At 64.8% G+C, this 20,170-nt stretch carries 26 protein-coding genes; 2 read left to right on the forward strand and 24 right to left on the reverse strand.

Annotation, left to right across the window (positions count from 1 at the left end; all coding sequences use genetic code 11):
- Window positions 1-10 precede the first annotated feature (10 nt).
- Both MasN3_RS00445 and MasN3_RS00450 read left to right on the forward strand, forming a co-directional pair.
- Window positions 11-1,747, forward strand: coding sequence for an extracellular catalytic domain type 1 short-chain-length polyhydroxyalkanoate depolymerase (locus MasN3_RS00445; protein ID WP_281911330.1), 1,737 nt, complete (start codon window positions 11-13; stop codon window positions 1,745-1,747).
- Between the two features lie 138 nt (window positions 1,748-1,885).
- Entirely contained in the window at window positions 1,886-2,683 is a 798-nt protein-coding gene (locus MasN3_RS00450; RefSeq protein ID WP_281911333.1) for a CsgG/HfaB family protein, read from the forward strand.
- Between the two features lie 21 nt (window positions 2,684-2,704).
- Here the strand turns inward: MasN3_RS00450 and tatC are convergent, their stop codons facing one another.
- From tatC to MasN3_RS00570, 24 genes are all read right to left on the reverse strand, one after another.
- Window positions 2,705-3,457: a twin-arginine translocase subunit TatC gene (gene tatC, locus MasN3_RS00455; protein ID WP_281911334.1), complete on the reverse strand. Its 753-nt coding sequence runs from the start codon at window positions 3,455-3,457 to the stop codon at window positions 2,705-2,707.
- Window positions 3,458-3,985, reverse strand: coding sequence for a Sec-independent protein translocase protein TatB (gene tatB / locus MasN3_RS00460; RefSeq protein ID WP_281911335.1), 528 nt, complete (start codon window positions 3,983-3,985; stop codon window positions 3,458-3,460).
- Between the two features lie 9 nt (window positions 3,986-3,994).
- Window positions 3,995-4,240, reverse strand: coding sequence for a Sec-independent protein translocase subunit TatA (tatA, locus tag MasN3_RS00465; RefSeq protein WP_281911337.1), 246 nt, complete (start codon window positions 4,238-4,240; stop codon window positions 3,995-3,997).
- Between the two features lie 105 nt (window positions 4,241-4,345).
- Complete coding sequence (locus MasN3_RS00470; protein WP_281911339.1) at window positions 4,346-4,720, reverse strand: histidine triad nucleotide-binding protein; 375 nt, start codon at window positions 4,718-4,720, stop codon at window positions 4,346-4,348.
- A gap of 152 nt (window positions 4,721-4,872) precedes the next feature.
- Complete coding sequence (locus tag MasN3_RS00475) at window positions 4,873-5,211, reverse strand: phosphoribosyl-ATP diphosphatase (protein ID WP_281911342.1); 339 nt, start codon at window positions 5,209-5,211, stop codon at window positions 4,873-4,875.
- A complete protein-coding gene (gene hisI / locus MasN3_RS00480) occupies window positions 5,204-5,611 on the reverse strand; it encodes a phosphoribosyl-AMP cyclohydrolase (RefSeq protein ID WP_370662323.1) in 408 nt (135 codons plus the stop codon). The genes MasN3_RS00475 and hisI overlap by 8 nt, the downstream gene beginning before the upstream one ends.
- 2 nt (window positions 5,612-5,613) lie before the next feature.
- Complete coding sequence (gene hisF, locus MasN3_RS00485) at window positions 5,614-6,375, reverse strand: imidazole glycerol phosphate synthase subunit HisF (RefSeq protein WP_281911346.1); 762 nt, start codon at window positions 6,373-6,375, stop codon at window positions 5,614-5,616.
- A 5-nt stretch (window positions 6,376-6,380) separates the two neighbouring features.
- A complete protein-coding gene (gene hisA, locus MasN3_RS00490; protein ID WP_281911349.1) occupies window positions 6,381-7,157 on the reverse strand; it encodes a 1-(5-phosphoribosyl)-5-[(5-phosphoribosylamino)methylideneamino]imidazole-4-carboxamide isomerase in 777 nt (258 codons plus the stop codon).
- Between the two features lie 40 nt (window positions 7,158-7,197).
- Window positions 7,198-7,839, reverse strand: a complete 642-nt coding sequence (gene hisH / locus MasN3_RS00495) for an imidazole glycerol phosphate synthase subunit HisH (protein WP_281911351.1) — start codon at window positions 7,837-7,839, stop codon at window positions 7,198-7,200.
- Between the two features lie 7 nt (window positions 7,840-7,846).
- Entirely contained in the window at window positions 7,847-8,437 is a 591-nt protein-coding gene (gene hisB / locus MasN3_RS00500; RefSeq protein ID WP_281911353.1) for an imidazoleglycerol-phosphate dehydratase HisB, read from the reverse strand.
- 55 nt (window positions 8,438-8,492) lie between these two features.
- A complete protein-coding gene (hisC, locus tag MasN3_RS00505) occupies window positions 8,493-9,593 on the reverse strand; it encodes a histidinol-phosphate transaminase (protein ID WP_281911355.1) in 1,101 nt (366 codons plus the stop codon).
- On the reverse strand, window positions 9,590-10,408 hold the full coding sequence (locus MasN3_RS00510) for a DNA-methyltransferase (protein ID WP_281911357.1): 819 nt from the start codon (window positions 10,406-10,408) through the stop codon (window positions 9,590-9,592). The genes hisC and MasN3_RS00510 overlap by 4 nt, the downstream gene beginning before the upstream one ends.
- On the reverse strand, window positions 10,405-11,724 hold the full coding sequence (gene hisD, locus MasN3_RS00515) for a histidinol dehydrogenase (protein ID WP_281911359.1): 1,320 nt from the start codon (window positions 11,722-11,724) through the stop codon (window positions 10,405-10,407). Before hisD ends, MasN3_RS00510 begins: the two co-directional genes overlap by 4 nt.
- Window positions 11,725-11,730: 6 nt before the next feature.
- The gene (hisG, locus tag MasN3_RS00520; protein WP_281911361.1) at window positions 11,731-12,414 is read right to left on the reverse strand and encodes an ATP phosphoribosyltransferase; all 684 of its coding nucleotides are present in this window, start codon (window positions 12,412-12,414) and stop codon (window positions 11,731-11,733) included.
- Window positions 12,411-13,667 carry a UDP-N-acetylglucosamine 1-carboxyvinyltransferase gene (gene murA, locus MasN3_RS00525; RefSeq protein WP_281911364.1) on the reverse strand — a complete coding sequence of 419 codons (1,257 nt, stop codon included), beginning with the start codon at window positions 13,665-13,667 and terminating at the stop codon, window positions 12,411-12,413. Before murA ends, hisG begins: the two co-directional genes overlap by 4 nt.
- A 3-nt stretch (window positions 13,668-13,670) precedes the next feature.
- Window positions 13,671-13,907, reverse strand: a complete 237-nt coding sequence (locus MasN3_RS00530) for a BolA family protein (protein ID WP_281911365.1) — start codon at window positions 13,905-13,907, stop codon at window positions 13,671-13,673.
- Between the two features lie 22 nt (window positions 13,908-13,929).
- Window positions 13,930-14,697 carry an ABC transporter permease gene (locus MasN3_RS00535; protein WP_281911366.1) on the reverse strand — a complete coding sequence of 256 codons (768 nt, stop codon included), beginning with the start codon at window positions 14,695-14,697 and terminating at the stop codon, window positions 13,930-13,932.
- Window positions 14,694-15,629, reverse strand: a complete 936-nt coding sequence (locus MasN3_RS00540; RefSeq protein ID WP_281911368.1) for an ABC transporter ATP-binding protein — start codon at window positions 15,627-15,629, stop codon at window positions 14,694-14,696. Before MasN3_RS00540 ends, MasN3_RS00535 begins: the two co-directional genes overlap by 4 nt.
- 211 nt (window positions 15,630-15,840) lie before the next feature.
- Window positions 15,841-16,116, reverse strand: coding sequence for an STAS domain-containing protein (locus MasN3_RS00545; RefSeq protein ID WP_281911369.1), 276 nt, complete (start codon window positions 16,114-16,116; stop codon window positions 15,841-15,843).
- Entirely contained in the window at window positions 16,116-16,748 is a 633-nt protein-coding gene (locus MasN3_RS00550; RefSeq protein ID WP_281911370.1) for an MlaC/ttg2D family ABC transporter substrate-binding protein, read from the reverse strand. The genes MasN3_RS00545 and MasN3_RS00550 overlap by 1 nt, the downstream gene beginning before the upstream one ends.
- Before the next feature lie 105 nt (window positions 16,749-16,853).
- On the reverse strand, window positions 16,854-17,654 hold the full coding sequence (locus MasN3_RS00555) for an MlaA family lipoprotein (RefSeq protein ID WP_281911372.1): 801 nt from the start codon (window positions 17,652-17,654) through the stop codon (window positions 16,854-16,856).
- Window positions 17,651-18,124, reverse strand: coding sequence for an outer membrane lipid asymmetry maintenance protein MlaD (gene mlaD / locus MasN3_RS00560; RefSeq protein WP_281911373.1), 474 nt, complete (start codon window positions 18,122-18,124; stop codon window positions 17,651-17,653). The genes MasN3_RS00555 and mlaD overlap by 4 nt, the downstream gene beginning before the upstream one ends.
- Window positions 18,125-18,161: 37 nt before the next feature.
- Window positions 18,162-18,947: a lipid asymmetry maintenance ABC transporter permease subunit MlaE gene (gene mlaE, locus MasN3_RS00565; RefSeq protein ID WP_281911374.1), complete on the reverse strand. Its 786-nt coding sequence runs from the start codon at window positions 18,945-18,947 to the stop codon at window positions 18,162-18,164.
- Window positions 18,944-19,750: an ABC transporter ATP-binding protein gene (locus tag MasN3_RS00570; protein ID WP_281911376.1), complete on the reverse strand. Its 807-nt coding sequence runs from the start codon at window positions 19,748-19,750 to the stop codon at window positions 18,944-18,946. Before MasN3_RS00570 ends, mlaE begins: the two co-directional genes overlap by 4 nt.
- Window positions 19,751-20,170 lie beyond the last annotated feature (420 nt).

The raw sequence follows: 20,170 nt of genomic DNA on the forward strand, positions 1-20,170 counted from the left end.
AGACTTTCACATGGCATGCATGTTCAAACGGGCCGCGTTCGCCGCCGCCTGCCTGGCCCTGGCCATCCCTGCGTCGGCCCAGTTGCAGGCCGGACCCGGCGCCTGGAGCGCGAACCAGACCTGGGCCACCGACACGGCCAATGGCGGCGCCCTCACCGGCTACTACTACTGGCCCGCGACGGCGCCGCTACTCGACGGCAAGCGCGCACTGGTGCTGGTGCTGCACGGCTGCGCCCAGACCGCGGCGAACGACGTGATCGCCAGCAGCAGCGACGCCGGCTACAACTGGAAGGCGGCGGCCGACCAGTACGGCGCCGTAATCCTCGCGCCGAACGCCACCGGCAACCTGTACGGCGCCCACTGCTGGGACTGGGCCGCCACCAACCGCAGCCGCAGCTATGGCCACAACGCGGTGCTGCTCGACCTGATCAACCGCTTCGTGAGCAACCCGCAGTATGCGATCGACCCCAAGCAGATCTACGTCACCGGCCTGTCCTCGGGCGGCGCCAAGACCATGGTGATGGGCTGCGTGGCGCCCGACGTCTTCGCCGGCATCGGCATCAATGCCGGGCCGGCGCCGACGGTGAGCACCTCGCAGATCGGCACGGTCCCCTCCGGCACCACCTCGAGCAGCGTGGCCGGCAGCTGCAGCTCCTGGGCCGGCAGCAACGCCAGCCACTTCGCCACCCAGGTCACAGGCGTGGTCTGGGGCACCAACGACTACACCGTGGCCCAGGCCTACGGCCCGCTCAATGCCGCGGCCATGCGCCAGGTCTACGGCGGCAGCTACACGAAAGGTGCGGCAGTCACGGTGCCGACGGGCGGCAGCAACGTGCCCTACCTTGATTCCAACGGCAAGCTGCGCACCTCGGAAATCGTGGTGACGGGCATGGGCCACGCCTGGCCAGCCGGCACCGGTGGCCAGAACAGCAATTATGTCGACGCGACCAAGGTCAACTATCCTGCCTTCGTGATGGATTTCTGGTTCAAGAACAACCTGCGCGTGGCACGCGCGGCAGCGCCCGTCATGAGCGCGTGCAGCGCCAGCGTATCCGGGTCGACGATCACCGTGAACGGCGCCGCCACCGATCCGGCCGGCGGCATCGGCAGCTACCGCGTGGTGCTGAACGGCCCGTCCCCGGTCGACGACAGCGCCGCCGGCAGCGGCGCCAGCTTCAGCAAGGCCTATGCGGCGCGCGCCGACGGTTATTACTCGGGCACGGTCACCGCGACCAACAACACGACCGGGCTGACTTCGAACGCCTGCAGCATCCCACAATTCCTGGTCGGCACCGCGCCGGCCCTGCAGCCGCCCGCCGGCCTGGCCGCCGGCGAGCGCACGGCAAACAGCATCGCGCTCAGCTGGAACGCCGCGAACGGCGCCACCGGCTACAACCTCTACCGCAACGGGACGAAGCTCAATGGCACGCCGCTGGCCGGCACCGGCTACCTTGATGCCGGCCTGGCCGCGGCCACCAGCTACACCTACCAGGTGTCAGCCACGGGCAATGGCGGTGTCGAGAGTGCGAAGTCGGCCAGCGTGACGGCGTCGACCACCTCGGGTTTCGTGTGCACGACGGCGACCGCCAGCAACTATGCGCACGTGACGGCGGGGCGGGCCCATGACGGCGGCGGCTATGCGCTGGCCAACGGCTCGAACCAGAACATGGGATTGAACAATACCTTCTACACGACGACGCTGGCGCAGACCGCGGCAGGGTATTACGTCATCGGCAATTGTCCGTAAACCTGCGCAAGGACAGGGTCTTGCTTCGGCCTTGTCCTGGCGCGTCCTTACTCAACAGTCCGCTTGATGGGGGATAAGCCATGCCGGGCAGTGCTTCGTAGCATTAGGTGTCTCCGTTTTCACGATAAGGATGCCTGAATGAAACCATTCCTGCCCTTGCTAGCCCTTGCTTCCCTGTCCCTCGCCGGCTGCGCCACCTCGCCCAGCATCGGCGCCTCGGGCGCCAAGACCGTGGCCACCGGCGCGGCCGGCGGCGGCAACGCCGTCGGCGCCAACGAGCGGCTCGAGCGCTGCGACAAGAGCCTCGGCACGCTGGCCATCGTCGAGGAGGCGAACCAGCCCTGGCTGAACCAGTTCACCTCGGAGTACCGCATGCAGAGCACGGTGCCGCTGCTGCGCATGATCATCCAGCAGTCGAACTGCTTCGTCATCGTCGAGCGCGGCCAGGCCATGCGCAGCATGCAGGGCGAGCGCGCCCTGATGGAGTCCGGCGAACTGCGCAAGACCAGCAACTTCGGCAAGGGCATGATGGCCGCGGCCGACTACACCATGACGCCGTCGATCACCTTCAGCCAGAAGGGTACCGGCGGCCTGAATGGCCTGGTCGGCGGCAGGATCGGGGTCGTGGCCTCGCTGGTGGGCGGCTCGATGAAATCGAACGAGGCCTCGACCATGCTGCTGCTGACGGACAACCGCTCGGGCGTGCAGCTGGCGGCCGCCGAGGGCAGCGCGCAGAACTGGGACTTCGGCTTGCTGGCCGGCTTCTTCAAGGGCGGACTGGCAGGCGCGCATGGCTTCAGCAACTCGCCGCAAGGCAAGGTGCTGGCGGCGTCCTTCATGGATTCGTACAACCAGATGGTGAAGGCGGTGCGCGCCTACAAGGCCCAGTCGGTGGAGGGTGGGCTGGGCAATGGCGGGGTGCTGCGCTCGAACTGAGCGGTCGCAGCGCGAGTTCGCTTACGCGTGCTCTTCAGGGGCGCGCGTCATGCGCGCGAACATCGGCGCCACGATCAGACCCAGTTCGTAGAGCAGGCACATCGGGATGGCCAGCGCCAGCTGGCTGACCACGTCCGGCGGCGTGACGATGGCGGCGATGACGAAGGCGCCAACGATCACGTAGGAACGGATCTCGCGCAGTTTCTCGATGCTGACGATCCCCATGCGCACCAGGATAATGACCACCACCGGCACCTCGAAGGTGGCGCCGAAGGCCAGGCACATCGACATGACGAAGTCGAGGTAGTTCTCGATGTCGGGCGTGACCGCGATCGAGGTCGGCGCGAACTCGCCGATGAAGTGGAACACGCGTCCGAACACGAAGAAGTAGCAGAAGGCCACGCCGCCGATGAACAGCAGCGAGGACGAGATCACCAGGGGCAGCACCAGGCGCTTCTCGTGCGCATACAGGCCGGGCGCAACGAAGGCCCACAGTTGGTAGAACACCCAGGGCAGCGACAGGATGAAGGCCAGCAGCAGCGTGACTTTCATCGGCACCAGGAAAGGCGAGACGACACCGGTCGCGATCATCTTGGCCCCGGGCGGGAGCGACGCGATCATCGGCGCGGCCAGCAGGTCGTAGACCTGCGAGGGTCCCGGCCAGATGAACAGGGCCGCGCAGGCGATGGCGATCCCGATCGATGCCTTGACCAGGCGGTCACGCAGTTCGACGAGGTGGGAAATGAAAGTTTCGCCTGCGGCTTCTTCGGTCATCTAGAAAAAGGAAGTCTTGGATTTGCTTGAACCCGGCCGGAACTTGCGCACGCGCGCGGCGCCGGAGAGCACATGGGTCTTGCCGTTTGTGCGGTGCTTGTACCAGGCCGGCACGCTTGATGTCCGCACCAGCTTCTTGCGGCGGAAGTCGCGCGCCTTGCGCTCGATGTCGGCGGTGCTGACGAAGGACGACATGCCGGAAGAGTACGTGGAAGAGGAAGAGGAAGAGGAAGAAACATGCTCCCTGCCGTCCCACAGCGCCTCGACCTCGTCGACGTGGCTGGACATGGACTGCTCCACCTCGTCCTTGAACGATTGCGCGCTCTCGTGCACTTCCTTGTGCAGGTTGCGCAGCTCGTCGAGCTCGATCTCGCGGCTGACCTCGGACTTGACGTCGTGCAGGTAGCGCTGGGCGCGCCCGTACAAGGTGCCCGCCATGCGCGCCACCTTCGGCAGCTTTTCAGGGCCGATCACGATCAGCGCAACAACGCCGATGATCGCCAGCTTCGACAGTCCGAGATCGATCATGCCCGTGGATCAGTGACGGGACTTGTCGCGGGCTTCCACGTCGATGGTGGACTTGTCGGCCACCTGTTGCGGCGGCTGCATGGTGGTCGAAGCAGCGTTCGGATTGGCCTTGTCTTCCTCGCCCTTCACGCCATCCTTGAAGCCTTTCACGGCCTTGCCGAGATCGCCACCGATGTTGCTGATCTTTTTGGTGCCGAAAATCAGCATCACGACCACCAGGACGATTACCCAGTGCCAAATACTCATTGAACCCATTTCTATCTCCTAGCGAGGCGCCTGGCGCCTGTAAATTCGGGAAAGCGTCTGTTTCAGTATACGCCATATGGGGCGTCTTGCCCCCACTAAAATCTTAGTTGAGGCTTACGTACCCAGGCCGCGCCAGGGGCGCTGGCCGCCATACACGTGCAGGTGCAGGTGGTAGACCTCCTGCCCGCCGTCCGGCCCGCTGTTGATCAGGGTCTTGTAGCCGCCGCTGCGCCCGCCATTGCCGTCGGATTTGACGGCAACACCATGCTCTTCTGCAAGTTTCGGCGCCAGCGCCAGCATCTTGCCCAGCACCGCCGCGTGTTCCATGCCGCAGTCGGACAGGCTGTCCAGGTGCTGTTTCGGGATCACCAGCAGGTGTACCGGGGCAGCCGGGTTGATGTCCTTGAAGGCCAGCACGTCGTCGTCTTCATACACGACGCTGGCCGGAATCTGCTTGGCAACGATCTTGCAAAAAATGCAGTTATCCATTTTGTCTCCGATCTTGTGACAGTGTCCCGGTCTGGGACCCGTGCATCCTACCGGCATCGCATGACATCGCTGTGACGGTGGAAGCCTGATTATGACACCGCCTGCCGGCATGGCAAGCGCGAGCGGGCGCTCACTGTTTGCTTATTGTCTGTTTATTCCTTGCGCGCGGCTTTTTCTTCGATGCCCGACACGCCTTCGCGGCGCGCCAGCTCGTCGATCACCTGCTGCGGCGTCAGGCCGAATTGCGCCAGCAGCACCATCGAGTGGAACCACAGGTCGGCCGTTTCGTACAGCACCTTGGAGGCATCGCCCGAGACGCGCGCGTCCTTGGCGGCCATCACGGTTTCGGTTGCCTCTTCGCCGATCTTCTTGAGGATGGCGTCGTCGCCCTTGCTGAACAGCTTGGCGACGTAGGAAGTTGCGGGGTCGCCGCCGGCGGCCGGCTTGCGCGACTCGATGGTGGCCGCGACGCGGGCCAGGATCTCACTCATGGGATGTCTTGTTCGAAGAATAGATGGTGTCGGGGTCCTGCAGCACGGGGTCGACCGCCTGCCACTCCGCGCCGTCGAAGCGCTGGAAGAAGCAGGAGTGGCGCCCGGTGTGGCAGGCAATGCCGCCCTTCTGCTCGATTTTCAGGAGCACGACGTCCTCGTCGCAATCCAGGCGCATCTCCAGCACCTTCTGGGTGTGGCCGGACTCTTCGCCCTTGTGCCACAGCTTCTTGCGCGAGCGGCTCCAGTAGACGGCTTCGCCCAGCTCCACCGTCTTCGCGAGCGCATCGCGGTTCATCCAGGCGAACATCAGGATGTCGCCGGTGGCGGCTTCCTGGGCGATGACCGGGACCAGACCGTTCTCGTCCCAGCGGACTTTGTTCAGCCACTTGTTCGGCATGTTCACTCCAGGCGCATCGGGATGCCGCGTTCGCGCATGAAGCGCTTGGCCTCGCCGACCGTGTGCTGCCCGTAGTGGAAGATGCTGGCGGCCAGCACCGCGTCCGCATGACCTTCGAGGATGCCGTCGGCCAGGTCTTGCAAACCGCCGACGCCGCCCGAGGCGATCACCGAAATGCCGACCGCGTCGGACACGGCGCGCGTCAGGCCCAGGTCGAAGCCGGATTTGGTGCCATCGCGGTCCATCGAGGTGAGCAGCAGCTCGCCGGCGCCGAGCGACTCCATCTTCTGCGCCCATTCGACGGCATCCAGGCCGGTCGCGTTGCGTCCGCCGTGGGTGAAGACTTCCCACTTGCCGGGCGCGACCTGCTTGGCGTCGATCGCCACCACGATGCACTGCGAGCCGTGCTTCTGCGAGGCCTCGAACACCAGCTGCGGGTTGGTGACGGCCGAGGTATTCATCGACACCTTGTCGGCGCCGGCATTGAGCAGGCGCCGCACGTCCTCGACCTTGCGCACGCCGCCACCGACGGTGAGCGGGATGAACACGGTCGAGGCCACGGCTTCGATGATCGGCAGGATCAGGTCGCGGCCGTCGCTCGAGGCGGTGATGTCGAGGAAGGTGATCTCGTCGGCGCCTTGTCCGTCATAGCGGCGTGCGATCTCGACCGGGTCGCCGGCGTCGCGCAGCTCGGTGAAGTTGACGCCCTTGACCACACGGCCGCCGGTGACGTCGAGGCAGGGGATGATGCGTTTTGCGAGCATGGAGCTTAAGCCTGGGCGCCCTCGGTCAGTTCATCGGCCCGTTCCTGCGCCGAGCTCAGGTCCAGCGTGCCTTCGTAGATCGAACGGCCGCAGATCACGCCCTCGATGCCTTCGTCCTGCACCGCGCACAGCGCTTCGACGTCGGCCAGGTTGTGCACGCCGCCCGAGGCGATGATCGGGATCTTCACGGCCTGGGCCAGCTTGACGGTCGCTTCGATGTTGACGCCGCCCATCATGCCGTCGCGGCCGATGTCGGTGTAGACGATCGACTCGACGCCGTAGCCTTCGAACTTCTTGGCCAGGTCGATGACTTCGTGGCCCGACATCTTGCTCCAGCCGTCGGTGGCGACCTTGCCGTCCTTGGCGTCCAGGCCGACGATGATCGAGCCCGGGAAGGCGCCGCAGGCGTCGTGCAGGAAACCCGGGTTCTTCACCGCGGCGGTGCCGACGATGATGTAGGTGATGCCGTCGTCCAGGTAGCGCTCGATGGTGTCGAGGTCGCGGATGCCGCCGCCCAGCTGGACCGGGATCTCGTCGATGCCCATCTCTTCGGCGTAGTCCTGCACGGTCTTCAGGATGGACTTGATCGCTTCCTCGTTCTTCGGCTTGCCCGCGAACGCGCCGTTCAGGTCGACCAGGTGCAGCCGGCGCGCGCCCTTCTTCAGCCAGTGCAGCGCCATGTCGGCGGGGTCTTCGGAAAACACGGTGGCGAGGTCCATGTCGCCCTGTTTCAGGCGAACGCAGTGACCGTCTTTCAGGTCGATGGCAGGGATCAGCAGCATGGTCGTTGTCGGTTGGTTGACGGCGGATTGATGTTAAAACTCACGGATTCCAGTGAATGAAATTGCGGTACAGGCGCAAGCCGGCGGCTGCGCTCTTTTCGGGGTGGAACTGGGTGGCGACCAGGTTGTCGCGCGCGACGGCACAGGTGTACATGCCGCCATAGTCGGCCTCGCCGATCGTGTCGAGCGGGTTGTCGGGCGCGGCATAATAGCTGTGCACGAAGTAGAAATAGGCGCCGTCCTCGACGCCTTCCCACAGCGGGTGGGCGCGGGTCTGGCGCACGCGGTTCCAGCCCATCTGCGGCACCTTGAAGCGCGAGCCGTCGGCCTGCAATTTTCCATTCAGCTGGAACCGCACCACCTTGCCCGGCAACAGGCCCAGGCCCGGCGTGCCTTCGTTCTCTTCGCTCGCGTCGAACAGCATCTGCTCGCCGACGCACACGCCCATCACCGGGCGCGTCTTCACGGCGCGCAGCAGGGCTTCTTCGAGGCCGGATTCGCGCAGGCTGCGCATGCAGTCGCGCATCGCGCCCTGGCCCGGCAGCACGATGCGGTCGGCAGCATCGATGTCGGCGGGCTTGTTCGATACCAGGATGTCGGCCTCGGGCGCCGCGGCGCGCAGCGCCTGCGCCACCGAGCGCAGGTTGCCCAGGCCGTCGACCACCACAATCTTGTTCGTCATGATGGTTTTACAAGCTACCTTTGGTCGAAGGGATGATGCCGGCGGCGCGCTCGTCCAGCGCGGTGGCCATGCGCAGCGCACGGCCGAAGGCCTTGAACACGGTCTCGCACTGGTGGTGCGCGTTCACGCCGCGCAGGTTGTCGATGTGCAGGGTCACGCCGGCGTGGTTCACGAAGCCGCGGAAGAATTCGCCCGTCAGGTCGACGTCATAGGTGCCGATCATGGCGCGCGTCCAGGGGATGTGCATTTCCAGGCCGGGACGGCCCGAGAAATCGATCACCACGCGCGACAGCGCTTCGTCCAGCGGCACGTAGGAGTGGCCGTAGCGCACCATGCCCTTCTTGTCGCCGACGGCCTTGGCCACCGCCATGCCCAGCGTGATGCCGGTGTCCTCGACGGTATGGTGCGCATCGATGTGCAGGTCGCCGACGGCTTCGACTTCGAGGTCGATCATGCCGTGGCGCGCGATCTGGTCGAGCATGTGGTCGAGGAAGGGGACGCCGGTATTGAGATTCTGGCGGCCGGTGCCGTCGAGGTTGATCGCGACGCGGATCTGCGTCTCGTTGGTGTTGCGCGTGATGTCGGCGGTGCGGTTCATTGCTGGAGGCTCGTCAGTGCGGCCGCCCCGAAAAGGGGCTGCCGCGGGTAACACTTTATAGGGACGCTTTCAGGGCATTCAGGAATGCGGTGTTTTCTTCGGGGGTACTGACCGTGACGCGTATGCAATTGGCCAATACCTTGTCCATTTTACTCAAATTTTTAATCAAGACCTTTTCGTCGCGCAGTTTTGAACAGGCCCGGTCCGCGTCCGGCACCCGCAGCGAGATGAAATTCGCCGCCGATGGAAACACTTCGACCCCCGGCAGGGCCGCCAGTTCGGCGGCCAGGCGCGCGCGCTCGGCATTCAGCATCTCGGCCTGGCGGTCGAGCACGTCGAGGTGGTCGAGCGCGAACTCGGCCGCGACCTGGGTCAGCACGTTGACGTTATAGGGCGGACGCACCTTCTCGAACTGCTCCAGCAGTTTCGGATCGCCCGACAGGTAGCCGAGGCGGATGCCGGCCAGGCCCAGCTTGGACAGGGTGCGCATCACGACCAGGTTCGGGAATGCCGGCAGGCGGCCCATGAAGCTCTTCTTCGCGAAGGGCTGGTAGGCCTCGTCCACCACCACGATGCCGGTCTCGCCCAGGGCGCTGATGATGGCTTCCATGTCGCCGGCATCGAACAGGTTGCCGGTCGGGTTGTTCGGATAGGCCAGGAAGACCAGCGACGGCTTGTGCTGCGCAATGGCGGCCAGCATGGCCGGCAGGTCGAGCGAGAAGTCGGCTTTCACCGGCACGCCGACGAAATCCGCGCCCGCGAACCCGGCCGAACGCGCGAACATCACGAAGGCCGGGGTCGGCGCCATGACGACCGCCCGTTTGTCCTGGCGCGCCACGGCAGTGGCCATGATCGAAATGAGCTCGTCCGAGCCGTTGCCGAGCAGGACGTCGTAGCCGCCCGGCACGCCCAGGCCGGCGCAGATCTTCCCCTTGAGCGTGGTGTAGGAAGGCGGTGGATAGCGGTTGAGCGCGGCATCGGCCAGGCGCTGGCCCAGCTCGGCGCGCAGCGCGTCCGGCAGTTCATAGGGGTTTTCCATCGCGTCGAGCTTGATGTAGCCGCTCGCATCCGGCACAAAGTAAGTGGCGGTGTCGCGGACGTCTTGGCGGATGGTATTGGCGATCAGCTTGTCGATCGCAGTGACGCTCGATGTCATGCGGTTTCCTCGTTCAGGGGGGCGTTCTTCGCGCTCTTGCGTTTTTTACCTGCAACCGGCACCTCGGGCGCGGCCAGGCGCGCGTGGATGATGTCGCAGTAGGCGGGATTCAGTTCGAAGCCGGTGAAATGGCGCCCGGTCTGGCGCGCGGCGATCGCCGTGGTGCCGCTGCCCATGAAGGGGTCGAGCACGATGCCGCCGGGCGGGCAGGACGCTTTCACCATGCGCTCGATGATCTCGAGCGGTTTCTGGGTCGGGTGGTCGGCGCGCTCCGGGTGCTCGCGGTGCAGGCGCGACACGCTCCACACGTCCTTCGGGTTGTAGCCGACTTCCAGCCACTTGGCGCCGATGAAGATCGAGCGCGAGCGCGCCTTCTTGGTCTCGGCGTCATAGGGAATGCGCACGGCGTCCAGGTCGAAATAATAGTCCTTGCGGTTCACGAAGAAGCCGATGGTGTCGTGCACCGAGGAGAAGCTGCGCACGCTGCCGCCCATCGAGGGCACGCGGCGGTCCCAGATGATCTCGTTCATCATCGTCATGCGTTGTTTCAGCATGACGAAGATCTCGGGCGCGAAGCGCCAGGTCAGGAAGATATACAGGCTGCCGTTGGGCTTGAGCTTGGGCAGCGCGGCATCGATCCATTGCTCGGTCCAGGCCAGGTAATCCTCGACGCTCTGCTGGTCCGAGGCGTTGCCGTAGTCCTTGCCGAGGTTGTAGGGCGGGTCGGTCAGGATCAGGTCGATGGATGCGTCCGGGATGCGCGCCATGCCGGCCAGCGCATCCTCGCAGAAGACCTGGTCGACCCAGGTGCTCATGACTTGATACGAAGCTCGGCGCTGCGGGCGTGCGCCTGCAGGCCTTCGCCATAGGCCAGCTCGGCCGCGACCTTGCCCAGGGTCTGGGCGCCCTGCTCGCTCACCTGGATCACGGACGAGCGCTTCTGGAAGTCGTACACGCCCAGCGGCGAGGAGAAACGCGCGGTGCGCGAGGTCGGCAGCACGTGGTTCGGCCCGCAGCAGTAGTCGCCCAGCGACTCGGACGAGAAGCGGCCCAGGAACATGGCGCCGGCGTGGCGGATTTTATCCGCCCACTGCAGCGGCTCCTGCGCGGAGATCTCGAGGTGCTCGGCGGCGATGGCGTTGGCGATCTCGCAGGCTTCAATCATGTCGCGCACTTTCACCAGGGCGCCGCGGTCGCTGAGCGAAGTGGTGATGGTCGCGGCGCGCGGCATGGTCGGCAGCAGCTTGTGGATGCTCGCTTCCACGCGCGCGATGTAGTCCGCGTCCGGACACAGCAGGATGGCCTGGGCCAGCTCGTCGTGCTCGGCCTGCGAGAACAGGTCCATCGCCACCCAGTCCGGGTCGGTGGTGCCGTCGCACAGCACCAGGATTTCCGACGGACCGGCGATCATGTCGATGCCCACCACGCCGAACACGCGGCGCTTGGCGGCCGCCACATAGGCGTTGCCGGGGCCGACGATCTTGTCGACGGCGGGAATGGTTTCGGTGCCGTAGGCCAGCGCGCCGACGGCCTGGGCGCCGCCGATGGTGATCACGCGGGTGACGCCGGCGATCGCCGCGGCCGCCAGCACCATCTGGTTCTTCACGCCGTCGGGGGTCGGCACCACCATGACGATTTCCTGCACGCCCGCCACCTGGGCCGGAATCGCATTCATCAGGACCGAGGACGGGTACGCAGCCTTGCCGCCCGGGACGTAGATGCCGACGCGGTCCAGCGGGGTCACGCGCTGGCCCAGCACGGTGCCGTCGGGCTCGGTGAACGTGAATCCGTTCAGCTCCTGCTTCTGGCGCTCGTGGAACACGCGGATGCGCTCGGCGGCGGTACGCAATGCCGCGCGCTGCGCTTCCGGCAGCGAGGCCAGGGCCGCGTCCAGTTCGTCCTGTCCAATGTCGAAGGCAGCCATCGACGCGGCGCCGCCGTTCGGGATGCGGTCGAAACGGTTGGTGTACTCCAGCACGGCAGCGTCACCGCGATGCTTCACGTCCGCCAGGATCGTCGCGACGCTGGACTCGATGGCGTCGTCGGTGTCGGCTTCAAAGGCCAGCAGCGCATCGAGCGTCTGCTTGAAGTCGGGTGCGGTGGAGTCGAGCTTGCGGATCCGTACTGCCATGATGCTTTAGCCTTGTGTCTGGGACGCCCGTTCGAAGGCGTCGAGGATGGGTTGCAGGCGCTCGCGCTTGAGCTTGAGCGCGGCCTGGTTGACCACCAGGCGCGAGGAGATGTCCATGATCTTTTCGACTTCGACCAGGTTGTTGGCGCGCAGGGTGCCGCCGGTCGAGACCACGTCGACGATGGCGTCGGACAGGCCGACCAGCGGCGCCAGTTCCATCGAACCGTACAGCTTGATCAGGTCGACGTGCACGCCCTTGCGGGCGAAGTGCTCGCGCGCGGTGTTGACGAACTTGGTCGCCACGCGCAGGCGCGCGCCCTGGCGCACCGCGCTCTCGTAGTCGAAGCCGGCGTTGGTCGCCACCGACATGCGGCAGCTGGCGATGTGCAGGTCGATCGGCTGGTACAGGCCCTCGCCTCCGTGCTCGAGCAGCACGTCCTTGCCGGCCACGCCGAAGTCGGCGGCGCCATGCTGGACATAGGTCGGCACGTCGCTGGCGCGCACGATCAGCACGCGCACGCCCGGGTCGTTGGTCGGCAGGATCAGCTTGCGCGAGGATTCCGGATTCTCGAGGACGGTGATGCCGGCGCTCTCCAGGAGCGGCAGGGTGTCTTCGAAAATCCGGCCCTTGGAGAGGGCGAGGATCAGTCCGCCTTCCGCGGAGTTGCCGGTTTTGGTGGTGATCGTCATTCTTTGATGCGCACGATGTCGGCGCCGACGGCCGAGAGTTTGACTTCCATGCGGTCGTAGCCACGGTCGAGGTGGTAGATGCGGTCGACCAGGGTGGTGCCCTGCGCCGCCATGCCGGCGATCACCAGCGAGGCCGAGGCGCGCAGGTCGGTCGCCATCACCGGCGCGCCGACCAGGCGGTCCACGCCCTTGATGAAGGCGGTGTTGCCTTCGGTGGAGATCTGGGCGCCGAGGCGGTTCATCTCCTGCACGTGCATGAAGCGGTTTTCGAAAATCGTCTCGGTGACGCGGCTCGGGCCGTCGGCCAGGATGTTCACGGCCATGAACTGGGCCTGCATGTCGGTCGGGAAGCCCGGGTATTCGGTGGTGCGGAACGAGACCGGGCGCGGGCGGCCATCCATGCGCGCACGAATGGTGTCGCTGCCGACGTCGAGCTGCAGGCCGATCTCGCGCAGCTTGTCGAGCGCCACGTCGAAGATGTCGGTGCGGGTGTTGCGCAGCATGATGTCGCCGCCGGTGGCCGCCACCGCGCACAGGAAAGTCGCCGCTTCGATGCGGTCCGAGATCACGGCGTGGCTGGCGCCATGCAGGCTGTCCACGCCCTGGATCACCAGGCGGTCGGTGCCGATGCCCTCGATCTTCGCGCCCATGGCCACCAGGAGGTTGGCCAGGTCGGTCACTTCCGGCTCGCGCGCGGCGTTCTCCAGCACGGTTTCGCCCTCGGCCAGGGTGGCGGCCATCAGGAGGTTCTCGGTGCCGGTCACCGTGATCATGTCGGTGTGGATGCGCGCGCCCTTGAGCTTGCCGTTCGTCCTGGCATGGATGTAGCCGCCTTCGATCGTGATCTCGGCGCCCATCTGGCGCAGGCCCTTGATGTGCTGGTCGACCGGACGCGAGCCGATCGCGCAGCCACCCGGCAGCGAGACCCTGGCTTCGCCGAAGCGCGCCAGCAGGGGCCCGAGCACCAGGATCGAGGCGCGCATGGTCTTCACCAATTCGTACGGCGCCTCGAGCGACGTGATGTTCGAACCGTTCAGGGTGACGCGTTCGTCGTCCTGGGTCACCTTCAGGCCGGTCTGGGCGAGCAGCTTGAGGATGGTGCGCACGTCGTGCAGGCGCGGCACGTTCGACAGTTCGAGGTCGCCGCCCGTCAGCAGGCCGGCGCACAGGATGGGCAGCGCGGCGTTCTTGGCGCCCGAAACGGAGATGTCGCCATGCAGGCGCTTGCCGCCGACGATCTGGAGCTTGTCCATGGTTTAGCCTTGGTACTCTTCAGGGGTGAGGGTCTTCATCGACAGCGCGTGGATCTCTTCGCGCATGCGGTCGCCGAGCGCGGCGTACACCAGCTGGTGGCGCTGGATCGGGCGCTTGCCGGCAAAGGCCGGGGACACGATGACGGCCGTGAAATGCTGGCCGTCGCCTTCGACGTGCAAATGGGTGCATTCGAGGCCGGCGCTGATGTAGCTGTGGATCAGTTCGGGTGTGGTCGCCACGGATAACTCCAGGTGAATTCTGTTAGTGGCGCAGCCGGTAGCCGCGCTTGAGAAGGTTGACCGCAATGGCCGCCAGCACCACGAAGAACACCGACACGATGGCCAGGCTGGTCCAGGGCGAGACGTCGGACTTGCCGAAGAATCCATAACGGAACCCGTCAATCATATAAAAGAACGGGTTGAAATGCGAGACTGCGAGCCAGAACGGCGGCAGTTTTTGGATGGAATAAAACACCCCGGCCAGGAAGGTGGCCGGCATGATCAGGAAGTTCTGGAAAGCGGCCAGCTGGTCGAACTTCTCGGCCCAGATGCCGGCGATCACGCCCATGGTGCCGAGGATGGCCGCGCCCAGGAAGGCGAATACCAGGATCCACAGCGGCGCCACGAACGACAGGTGGGCGAACCAGGCGGTGATGACGAACACGCCGAAGCCCACCACGACGCCGCGCAGCACGGCAGCAAGGACGTAGGCCGACAGGATCTCGGCATGCGACAGCGGCGGCAGCAGGATGAACACCAGGTTGCCGGTGATCTTGGACTGGATCAGGGACGAGGACGAGTTGGCGAAGGCGTTCTGCAGCACGCTCATCATCACCAGCCCCGGGATCAGGAAGGCGGTGTAGCTGACGCCGTCCAGCATCTCGACGCGGCCGTCCAGCACGTGGCCGAAGATCAGCAGGTACAGCATGGCCGTCACGACCGGCGCGGCGATGGTCTGGGTCGCCACTTTCCAGAAGCGCAGCGACTCCTTGTAGAACAGGGTGCGAAAACCCACCGAGAACAGGTTCATTGCGGGCCTCCCGGCTGTTTGTCGCCCACCACTTGCAGGAAGATGTCTTCCAGGTCGGCCTGCTCCAGCTGCATCTCGTCGATGACGGCGCCGTTGGTGCGCAGCGCCGCCAGGATCGGCTCGACGTCGTTGACGTCGTTGACGCGCAGGGTGTAGCGGTTGCCGCTGCCGTTGTTCTGGTCATGCTCGTCGTGCGCGACCAGGTGGCGCAGGCCTTCCGGCAGCGCGCCGCTCTTCAGATGCACCACCAGCTGCGAGCCAGACACGCGGCGCAGCAGGGCCGACATGGTATCCAGCGCCACCACTTCGCCCAGTTTGAGCATCGCCACGCGCTGGCACATGGCCTGCGCTTCTTCCAGGTAGTGGGTGGTCAGGACCACGGTATGGCCTTCGCGGTTCAGGCGCGCGATGAACTTCCACAAGGTCTGGCGCAGCTCGACGTCGACGCCGGCGGTCGGCTCGTCCAGAACGATGACCGGCGGCTTGTGCACCAGCGCCTGGGCCACCAGCACGCGGCGCTTCATGCCGCCCGACAGGGCGCGCATGTTGACGTCGGCCTTGTTGGTGAGATCGAGGTTGTGCATCACCTCGTCGATCCAGGCGTCGTTGTTTTTGATCCCGAAATAACCCGACTGCAGGCGCAGCGTCTCGCGCACCGTGAAGAAGGGATCGAAGACCAGCTCCTGCGGGACCACGCCCAGGCGCTTGCGCGCTTCGCGGAAGTCGCTCACGACGTCGTGGCCGTGGATCTTGACGCTGCCCACGTCCGGGCGGATCAGGCCGGCCACGGTGGAGATCAGGGTGGTCTTGCCGGCGCCGTTGGGGCCGAGGAGGCCGAAGAACTCGCCTTCCTCGATGTTCATCGAGACGCCCTTGAGAGCCTTGAAGCCCTTGTAGCTCTTCTCGACGTTGTTAATCTGGATCGCTGTCATTCTTGTTGGGAGGCGGCGCGAGCGCGCCAGGCCGTGCGGGGAAACGACCCATTATAGGGGAAATCGACAATACAAGAGGCTGATGGGAGAATTTGCTGCGGGAGGGTATTGTAGGGTGGACGGGTCTCCCGCCCGCGCGTTCAGCCAGACGACGCTCAGTGACAATGCATGGGAGAGTTGGACGCGCGGACGGCGTAGCCGTCCACCCTACTTACGACCGCAGAACCAGCTGGTCCACGCCGTACAGCGCGGCCAGCTTCTGCACGTTCCCGGGAACGTTGATGAAGGTGAGGCGCTGGCCGGCCTTCTGGGCGCGGCGCTGCCACGCCAGCAGCAGGGCCACGCCGGAGGAATCGGCGGCATTCACGCCGCCGAGGTCGAACACGGTTTCGCCGGCGGCGATCGCCGCGCAGCCCTGCTCCAGGGCGCCGCGGGCGGTCTGGAAGGTCAGTGCGTCGAGCGAGAGCATCGGATTGGCTTCGGCCATTACTTCGGTGCCTTCAGCGGCTTGGAAGCCAGCTGCTGGTTACGCTCGGCCAGCTTCTTGATCAGGCCATCGATGCCGCCCTTGTTGATCTCGCTGGCGAAGGTGCTGGTGTAGGTCTGGACCAGCCAGGCGCCCAGCACGTTGATGTCATAGATCTTCCAGCCCTGCGGGCCATTGGCCAGGCGGTAGTTCAGGGTGATCGGCTCGCCGCGGGCGACCTTCACCTGCGAACGCACTTCCACGTCGTTGGCGCCCGCTTCGGCACGCATCGGCTGGAATTCCACGGTCTCGTTCTTGATCTGCGACAGCGCACCCGAGTAGGTGTAGACCAGCAGGTTGGTGAATTCCTTGGTCAGCGCTTGCTGCTGCGCCGGGGTGGCCTGGCGCCAGAAGCGGCCGGCCGCCTGCTGGGTCATCTTCTGGGCGTCGACGTGCGGCAGGATCTTGGAATTGACCAGGTCCATGATCTTGTTGCGGTTGCCGGCCTGGATGTCCTTGTCCGACTTGACGGTCTCGATGACGTCGGCGCTGATGCGCTTGACCAGGGCGTCCGGGGCTTCGGCGGCGATGGCCGAGGTGGCGAAGGCGATGGTGGCGCTTGCTGCTGCGATCAGTTGGATGATGGGCTTCATGTGGTTTCCTTGTCGTTGGGATACGGCGCCGGCGTCAAGCGGCGCGGCATGTCCCGGTTAACTCTTCTTGCCGGCTTACGGATGACACCGGTGTGTAAGGACTTGTTACTTCGTCGGCTCCGCGCTTGCCTTGCCGGCCGGGTCGGCCGCCGGTTCGGCATTGCTGGTCGCCTCGTCGGCATCGTCGGTGCCGTCGGCCTGGCGCGGCACGTTGCCGTCGTAGACCTGGCTCTGGCGGCGCTGCATGTAGCCGTCGCGGATGAACTCGTAGCGGTCCAGGGCGGCGTCTTCCAGCAGGTTGCCGGCGTCGAGCAGGCTGGCGCGCTTGTCAACCACGCGGATCGCCGCGCCGATGTTGCGCCAGTTTTCCGGACGCTTGTACTTCCAGATGTCGGCGCCGATATCGGCCGGCAGCGCGGCGGTGTCACGTACCGTAGATGGGCCCAACACCGGCAACATCAAGAAGGGGCCGCTTGGTACGCCCCAGACGCCCAGAGTCTGGCCGAAATCCTCGTTATGCTTCTGGATGCCGGCTTCGGAGGCGATGTCGAGCAGGCCGAAGATGCCGAAGGTCGAATTGACGGCGACACGGGTGACGTCGCCCATGCCGGCCTCGCCCTTGCCCTGCAGCAGGTTGTTCACCGCGCTCCAGGCATCGGACAGGTTGCCGAAGAAATTGCTGACGCCGGTCTGCACGAAGCTCGGGGTGACGTTCTTGTAGGCGGTGGCGGTCGGCTTCAGGACGGCACGGTCGACCGTGTCGTTGAAGCGGAATACGGCGCGGTTATAGCCTTCCAGCGGGTCCTGCGGATTCTGCGTGGTAGCGCAGCCGGTCAGCAGCAGGGCAACGGCGATTGCTGCAAGCCCATGAATACGGCCGGTGGTACGGTGTGGTGCGTGTTTCATTCACTACCTTCCTTTCCTTCAGCGGCCTTGCTATAGATGAATTGATTGATCAGGTCTTCGAGCACCGTCGCCGACTGGGTACGGTTGATGCGGTCGCCCTCGACCAGGTTCTGGGTGTCGCCACCCGGTTCGATGCCGATGTACTGCTCGCCCAGCAGGCCGGCAGTCAGGATCTTCAGCGAACTGTCTTTCGGGAATTTATATCCTGGCTCCATATCGAGGCGCACGAGCGCCTGATAGGTCTTGTCGTCGAAGCTGATTTCGCCCACGCGGCCGACCACCACGCCGGCGCTCTTGACCGGCGCCTGCGGCTTGAGGCCGCCGATATTGTCGAACTTGGCGGTCACGGCATAGGTCTTGCTGAACGAGAACGAGCTCATGTTGCCGGCCTGCAGCGCCAGGAACAGCAGCGAGGCCGCGCCCAGCAGGACAAACAGGCCAACCCAGACGTCGATAGTTTTGCGATGCATACGAATACCCTAGTAATTCGGTGTTGTTGTTGACTTGTTACTTGTTGAACATCAGTGCGGTCATGATGAAATCCAGGCCCCAGACCATCAGCGACGCGATCACGACGGTGCGCGTGGTTGCGCGCGAGACGTCTTCCGGGGTCGGCTTGGTCTGGTAACCCTGGAACAGCGCCGTGAACGTGACCGCGATACCAAAGATAAAGCTTTTGAGAACACTATTCAGTACGTCAGCGCGCACATCCACGCCGGCCTGCATCTGCGACCAGAACGCGCCCTCGTCCACGCCGATCAGCTGCACGCCGACCAGGTAGCCGCCAAACACGCCGACCGCCGAGAAGATGGCCGCGAGGATAGGCATGGCGATCACGCCGCCCCAGAAACGCGGCGCCAGCACGCGCTGGACCGGGTTAATCGCCATCATTTCCATGGCGGAGAGCTGCTCGCCGGCTTTCATGAGGCCGATCTGCGCGGTGAGCGAGGTGCCGGCGCGGCCGGCGAACAGCAGCGCGGTCACGACCGGGCCGAGCTCGCGCACCAGGGCCAGCGCCACCACCTGTCCCAGCGCCTGCTCGGCGCCGTACTGGTTCAGCGTGTAATAGCCCTGCAGGCCGAGCACCATGCCGACGAACAGGCCGGACACGATGATGATCACCAGCGAATAATTGCCGATGAAGTGGATCTGCTCCGAGATCAGGGCCGGACGCCGGAAGGCGCCGGGCGAGACGCCGAGCAGGTTGAAGAAGGCGCGCGTGGCGAAGCCGACGCTTTCGATGGCTTCGCGTACGCTACGGCCGATATGTCCCAGGAAACGCGTGATCGTCATGGGCGCACGCCTCCCAGGCCGAGGTCATCGGCCAGCGACTTGCCCGGATAATGGAAGGGCACCGGGCCATCCGGCGCGGCATTCACGAACTGCTTCACATACGGGTCTTCCGAGACGCGCAGCTCGGCCGGCGTGCCTTCGGCAACGATTTTTCCTGCCGACATGAAGTACACGTAGTCGGCAATCGCGAAGCATTCGTGCACGTCGTGCGAGACCAGGATCGAGGTCGAGCCGAGGGCGTCGTTCAGGTTGCGGATCAGGTTGGCGGTAACGCCCATGGAAATCGGGTCGAGGCCGGCGAAGGGCTCGTCGTACATGATCAGTTCGGGGTCGAGCGCGACGGCGCGGGCGACGGCCACGCGGCGCGCCATGCCGCCCGAGATCTCGGCCGGCTTCAGGCGGTGCGCGTTACGCAGGCCGACGGCGTTGAGTTTCATCAGGACCAAGTCGCGGATCACTTCTTCCGGCAGGTCGGTATGTTCGCGCAGCGGAAAGGCGACGTTGTCGAACACCGACAGGTCGGTAAACAGCGCGCCGAACTGGAACAGCATGCCCATGCGGCGGCGCAGGCGGTACAGGCCTTCGGTATTGAGCTGGTGCACGACTTCGCCGCCCACGCGCACCTCGCCGCGCTGCGGGCGGATCTGGCCGCCGATCAGGCGCAGGACCGTGGTCTTGCCACAGCCCGAACCGCCCATGACGGCCACGAGCTTGCCGCGCGGAAAGTCCATGCGCAGGTTCGACAGGATGGAACGCTCCCCGTACGCAAAGTGCAGATCGCGGATTTCAACTAGGTTGGACACAGCGTGTTTGATATTTTGGGTAATCCGTTATTGTAGTGCAGAAAGCTTATGCCCCGCTTGAGCTGGCCCAGTCCCAGCGGTTCGGTCGCGCTGACGCTGCAAGAAAAGTAACTCGCTGGTCAGATATTTCTGCGTCTAAGCTACTGTTTTTTAAGAGATATGTATCTCTAACAAGCAACCACTTGTCGAATTATATCAATGAATACGATGGGAAATCCAAACATACATTTTCGAATGTATTTTTTCGTATGCATGTCATCTGGCTGTCGTGTGATGCGCTGCAATAAGCCTTAGCGTAAGGACGCCAGCCGCCCTCTTGTCGTGCGGACGCGCACATAAGTGTGCAGGTCGAATGTAAATACCTGGAAGCTGTTGGACCTTGTCCACAGTATTGCGGAGACGACGAAAAAAAAGGCGGCC

The sequence above is a fragment of the Massilia varians genome, from assembly GCF_027923905.1.
Classification (GTDB): domain Bacteria; phylum Pseudomonadota; class Gammaproteobacteria; order Burkholderiales; family Burkholderiaceae_D; genus Telluria; species Telluria varians_B.

Excerpts from the sequence above, each read along its gene's own strand:
- MasN3_RS00445 (WP_281911330.1), top strand. The coding sequence starts at position 11 with ATGGCATGCATGTTCAAACGGGCCGCGTTCGCCGCCGCCTGCCTGGCC.
- MasN3_RS00450 (WP_281911333.1), top strand. The coding sequence starts at position 1,886 with ATGAAACCATTCCTGCCCTTGCTAGCCCTTGCTTCCCTGTCCCTCGCC.
- tatC (WP_281911334.1), bottom strand. The coding sequence starts at position 3,457 with ATGACCGAAGAAGCCGCAGGCGAAACTTTCATTTCCCACCTCGTCGAA.
- tatB (WP_281911335.1), bottom strand. The coding sequence starts at position 3,985 with ATGATCGATCTCGGACTGTCGAAGCTGGCGATCATCGGCGTTGTTGCG.
- tatA (WP_281911337.1), bottom strand. The coding sequence starts at position 4,240 with ATGGGTTCAATGAGTATTTGGCACTGGGTAATCGTCCTGGTGGTCGTG.
- MasN3_RS00470 (WP_281911339.1), bottom strand. The coding sequence starts at position 4,720 with ATGGATAACTGCATTTTTTGCAAGATCGTTGCCAAGCAGATTCCGGCC.
- MasN3_RS00475 (WP_281911342.1), bottom strand. The coding sequence starts at position 5,211 with ATGAGTGAGATCCTGGCCCGCGTCGCGGCCACCATCGAGTCGCGCAAG.
- hisI (WP_370662323.1), bottom strand. The coding sequence starts at position 5,611 with ATGCCGAACAAGTGGCTGAACAAAGTCCGCTGGGACGAGAACGGTCTG.
- hisF (WP_281911346.1), bottom strand. The coding sequence starts at position 6,375 with ATGCTCGCAAAACGCATCATCCCCTGCCTCGACGTCACCGGCGGCCGT.
- hisA (WP_281911349.1), bottom strand. The coding sequence starts at position 7,157 with ATGCTGCTGATCCCTGCCATCGACCTGAAAGACGGTCACTGCGTTCGC.
- hisH (WP_281911351.1), bottom strand. The coding sequence starts at position 7,839 with ATGACGAACAAGATTGTGGTGGTCGACGGCCTGGGCAACCTGCGCTCG.
- hisB (WP_281911353.1), bottom strand. The coding sequence starts at position 8,437 with ATGAACCGCACCGCCGACATCACGCGCAACACCAACGAGACGCAGATC.
- hisC (WP_281911355.1), bottom strand. The coding sequence starts at position 9,593 with ATGACATCGAGCGTCACTGCGATCGACAAGCTGATCGCCAATACCATC.
- MasN3_RS00510 (WP_281911357.1), bottom strand. The coding sequence starts at position 10,408 with ATGAGCACCTGGGTCGACCAGGTCTTCTGCGAGGATGCGCTGGCCGGC.
- hisD (WP_281911359.1), bottom strand. The coding sequence starts at position 11,724 with ATGGCAGTACGGATCCGCAAGCTCGACTCCACCGCACCCGACTTCAAG.
- hisG (WP_281911361.1), bottom strand. The coding sequence starts at position 12,414 with ATGACGATCACCACCAAAACCGGCAACTCCGCGGAAGGCGGACTGATC.
- murA (WP_281911364.1), bottom strand. The coding sequence starts at position 13,667 with ATGGACAAGCTCCAGATCGTCGGCGGCAAGCGCCTGCATGGCGACATC.
- MasN3_RS00535 (WP_281911366.1), bottom strand. The coding sequence starts at position 14,697 with ATGAACCTGTTCTCGGTGGGTTTTCGCACCCTGTTCTACAAGGAGTCG.
- MasN3_RS00540 (WP_281911368.1), bottom strand. The coding sequence starts at position 15,629 with ATGACAGCGATCCAGATTAACAACGTCGAGAAGAGCTACAAGGGCTTC.
- MasN3_RS00545 (WP_281911369.1), bottom strand. The coding sequence starts at position 16,116 with ATGGCCGAAGCCAATCCGATGCTCTCGCTCGACGCACTGACCTTCCAG.
- MasN3_RS00550 (WP_281911370.1), bottom strand. The coding sequence starts at position 16,748 with ATGAAGCCCATCATCCAACTGATCGCAGCAGCAAGCGCCACCATCGCC.
- MasN3_RS00555 (WP_281911372.1), bottom strand. The coding sequence starts at position 17,654 with ATGAAACACGCACCACACCGTACCACCGGCCGTATTCATGGGCTTGCA.
- mlaD (WP_281911373.1), bottom strand. The coding sequence starts at position 18,124 with ATGCATCGCAAAACTATCGACGTCTGGGTTGGCCTGTTTGTCCTGCTG.
- mlaE (WP_281911374.1), bottom strand. The coding sequence starts at position 18,947 with ATGACGATCACGCGTTTCCTGGGACATATCGGCCGTAGCGTACGCGAA.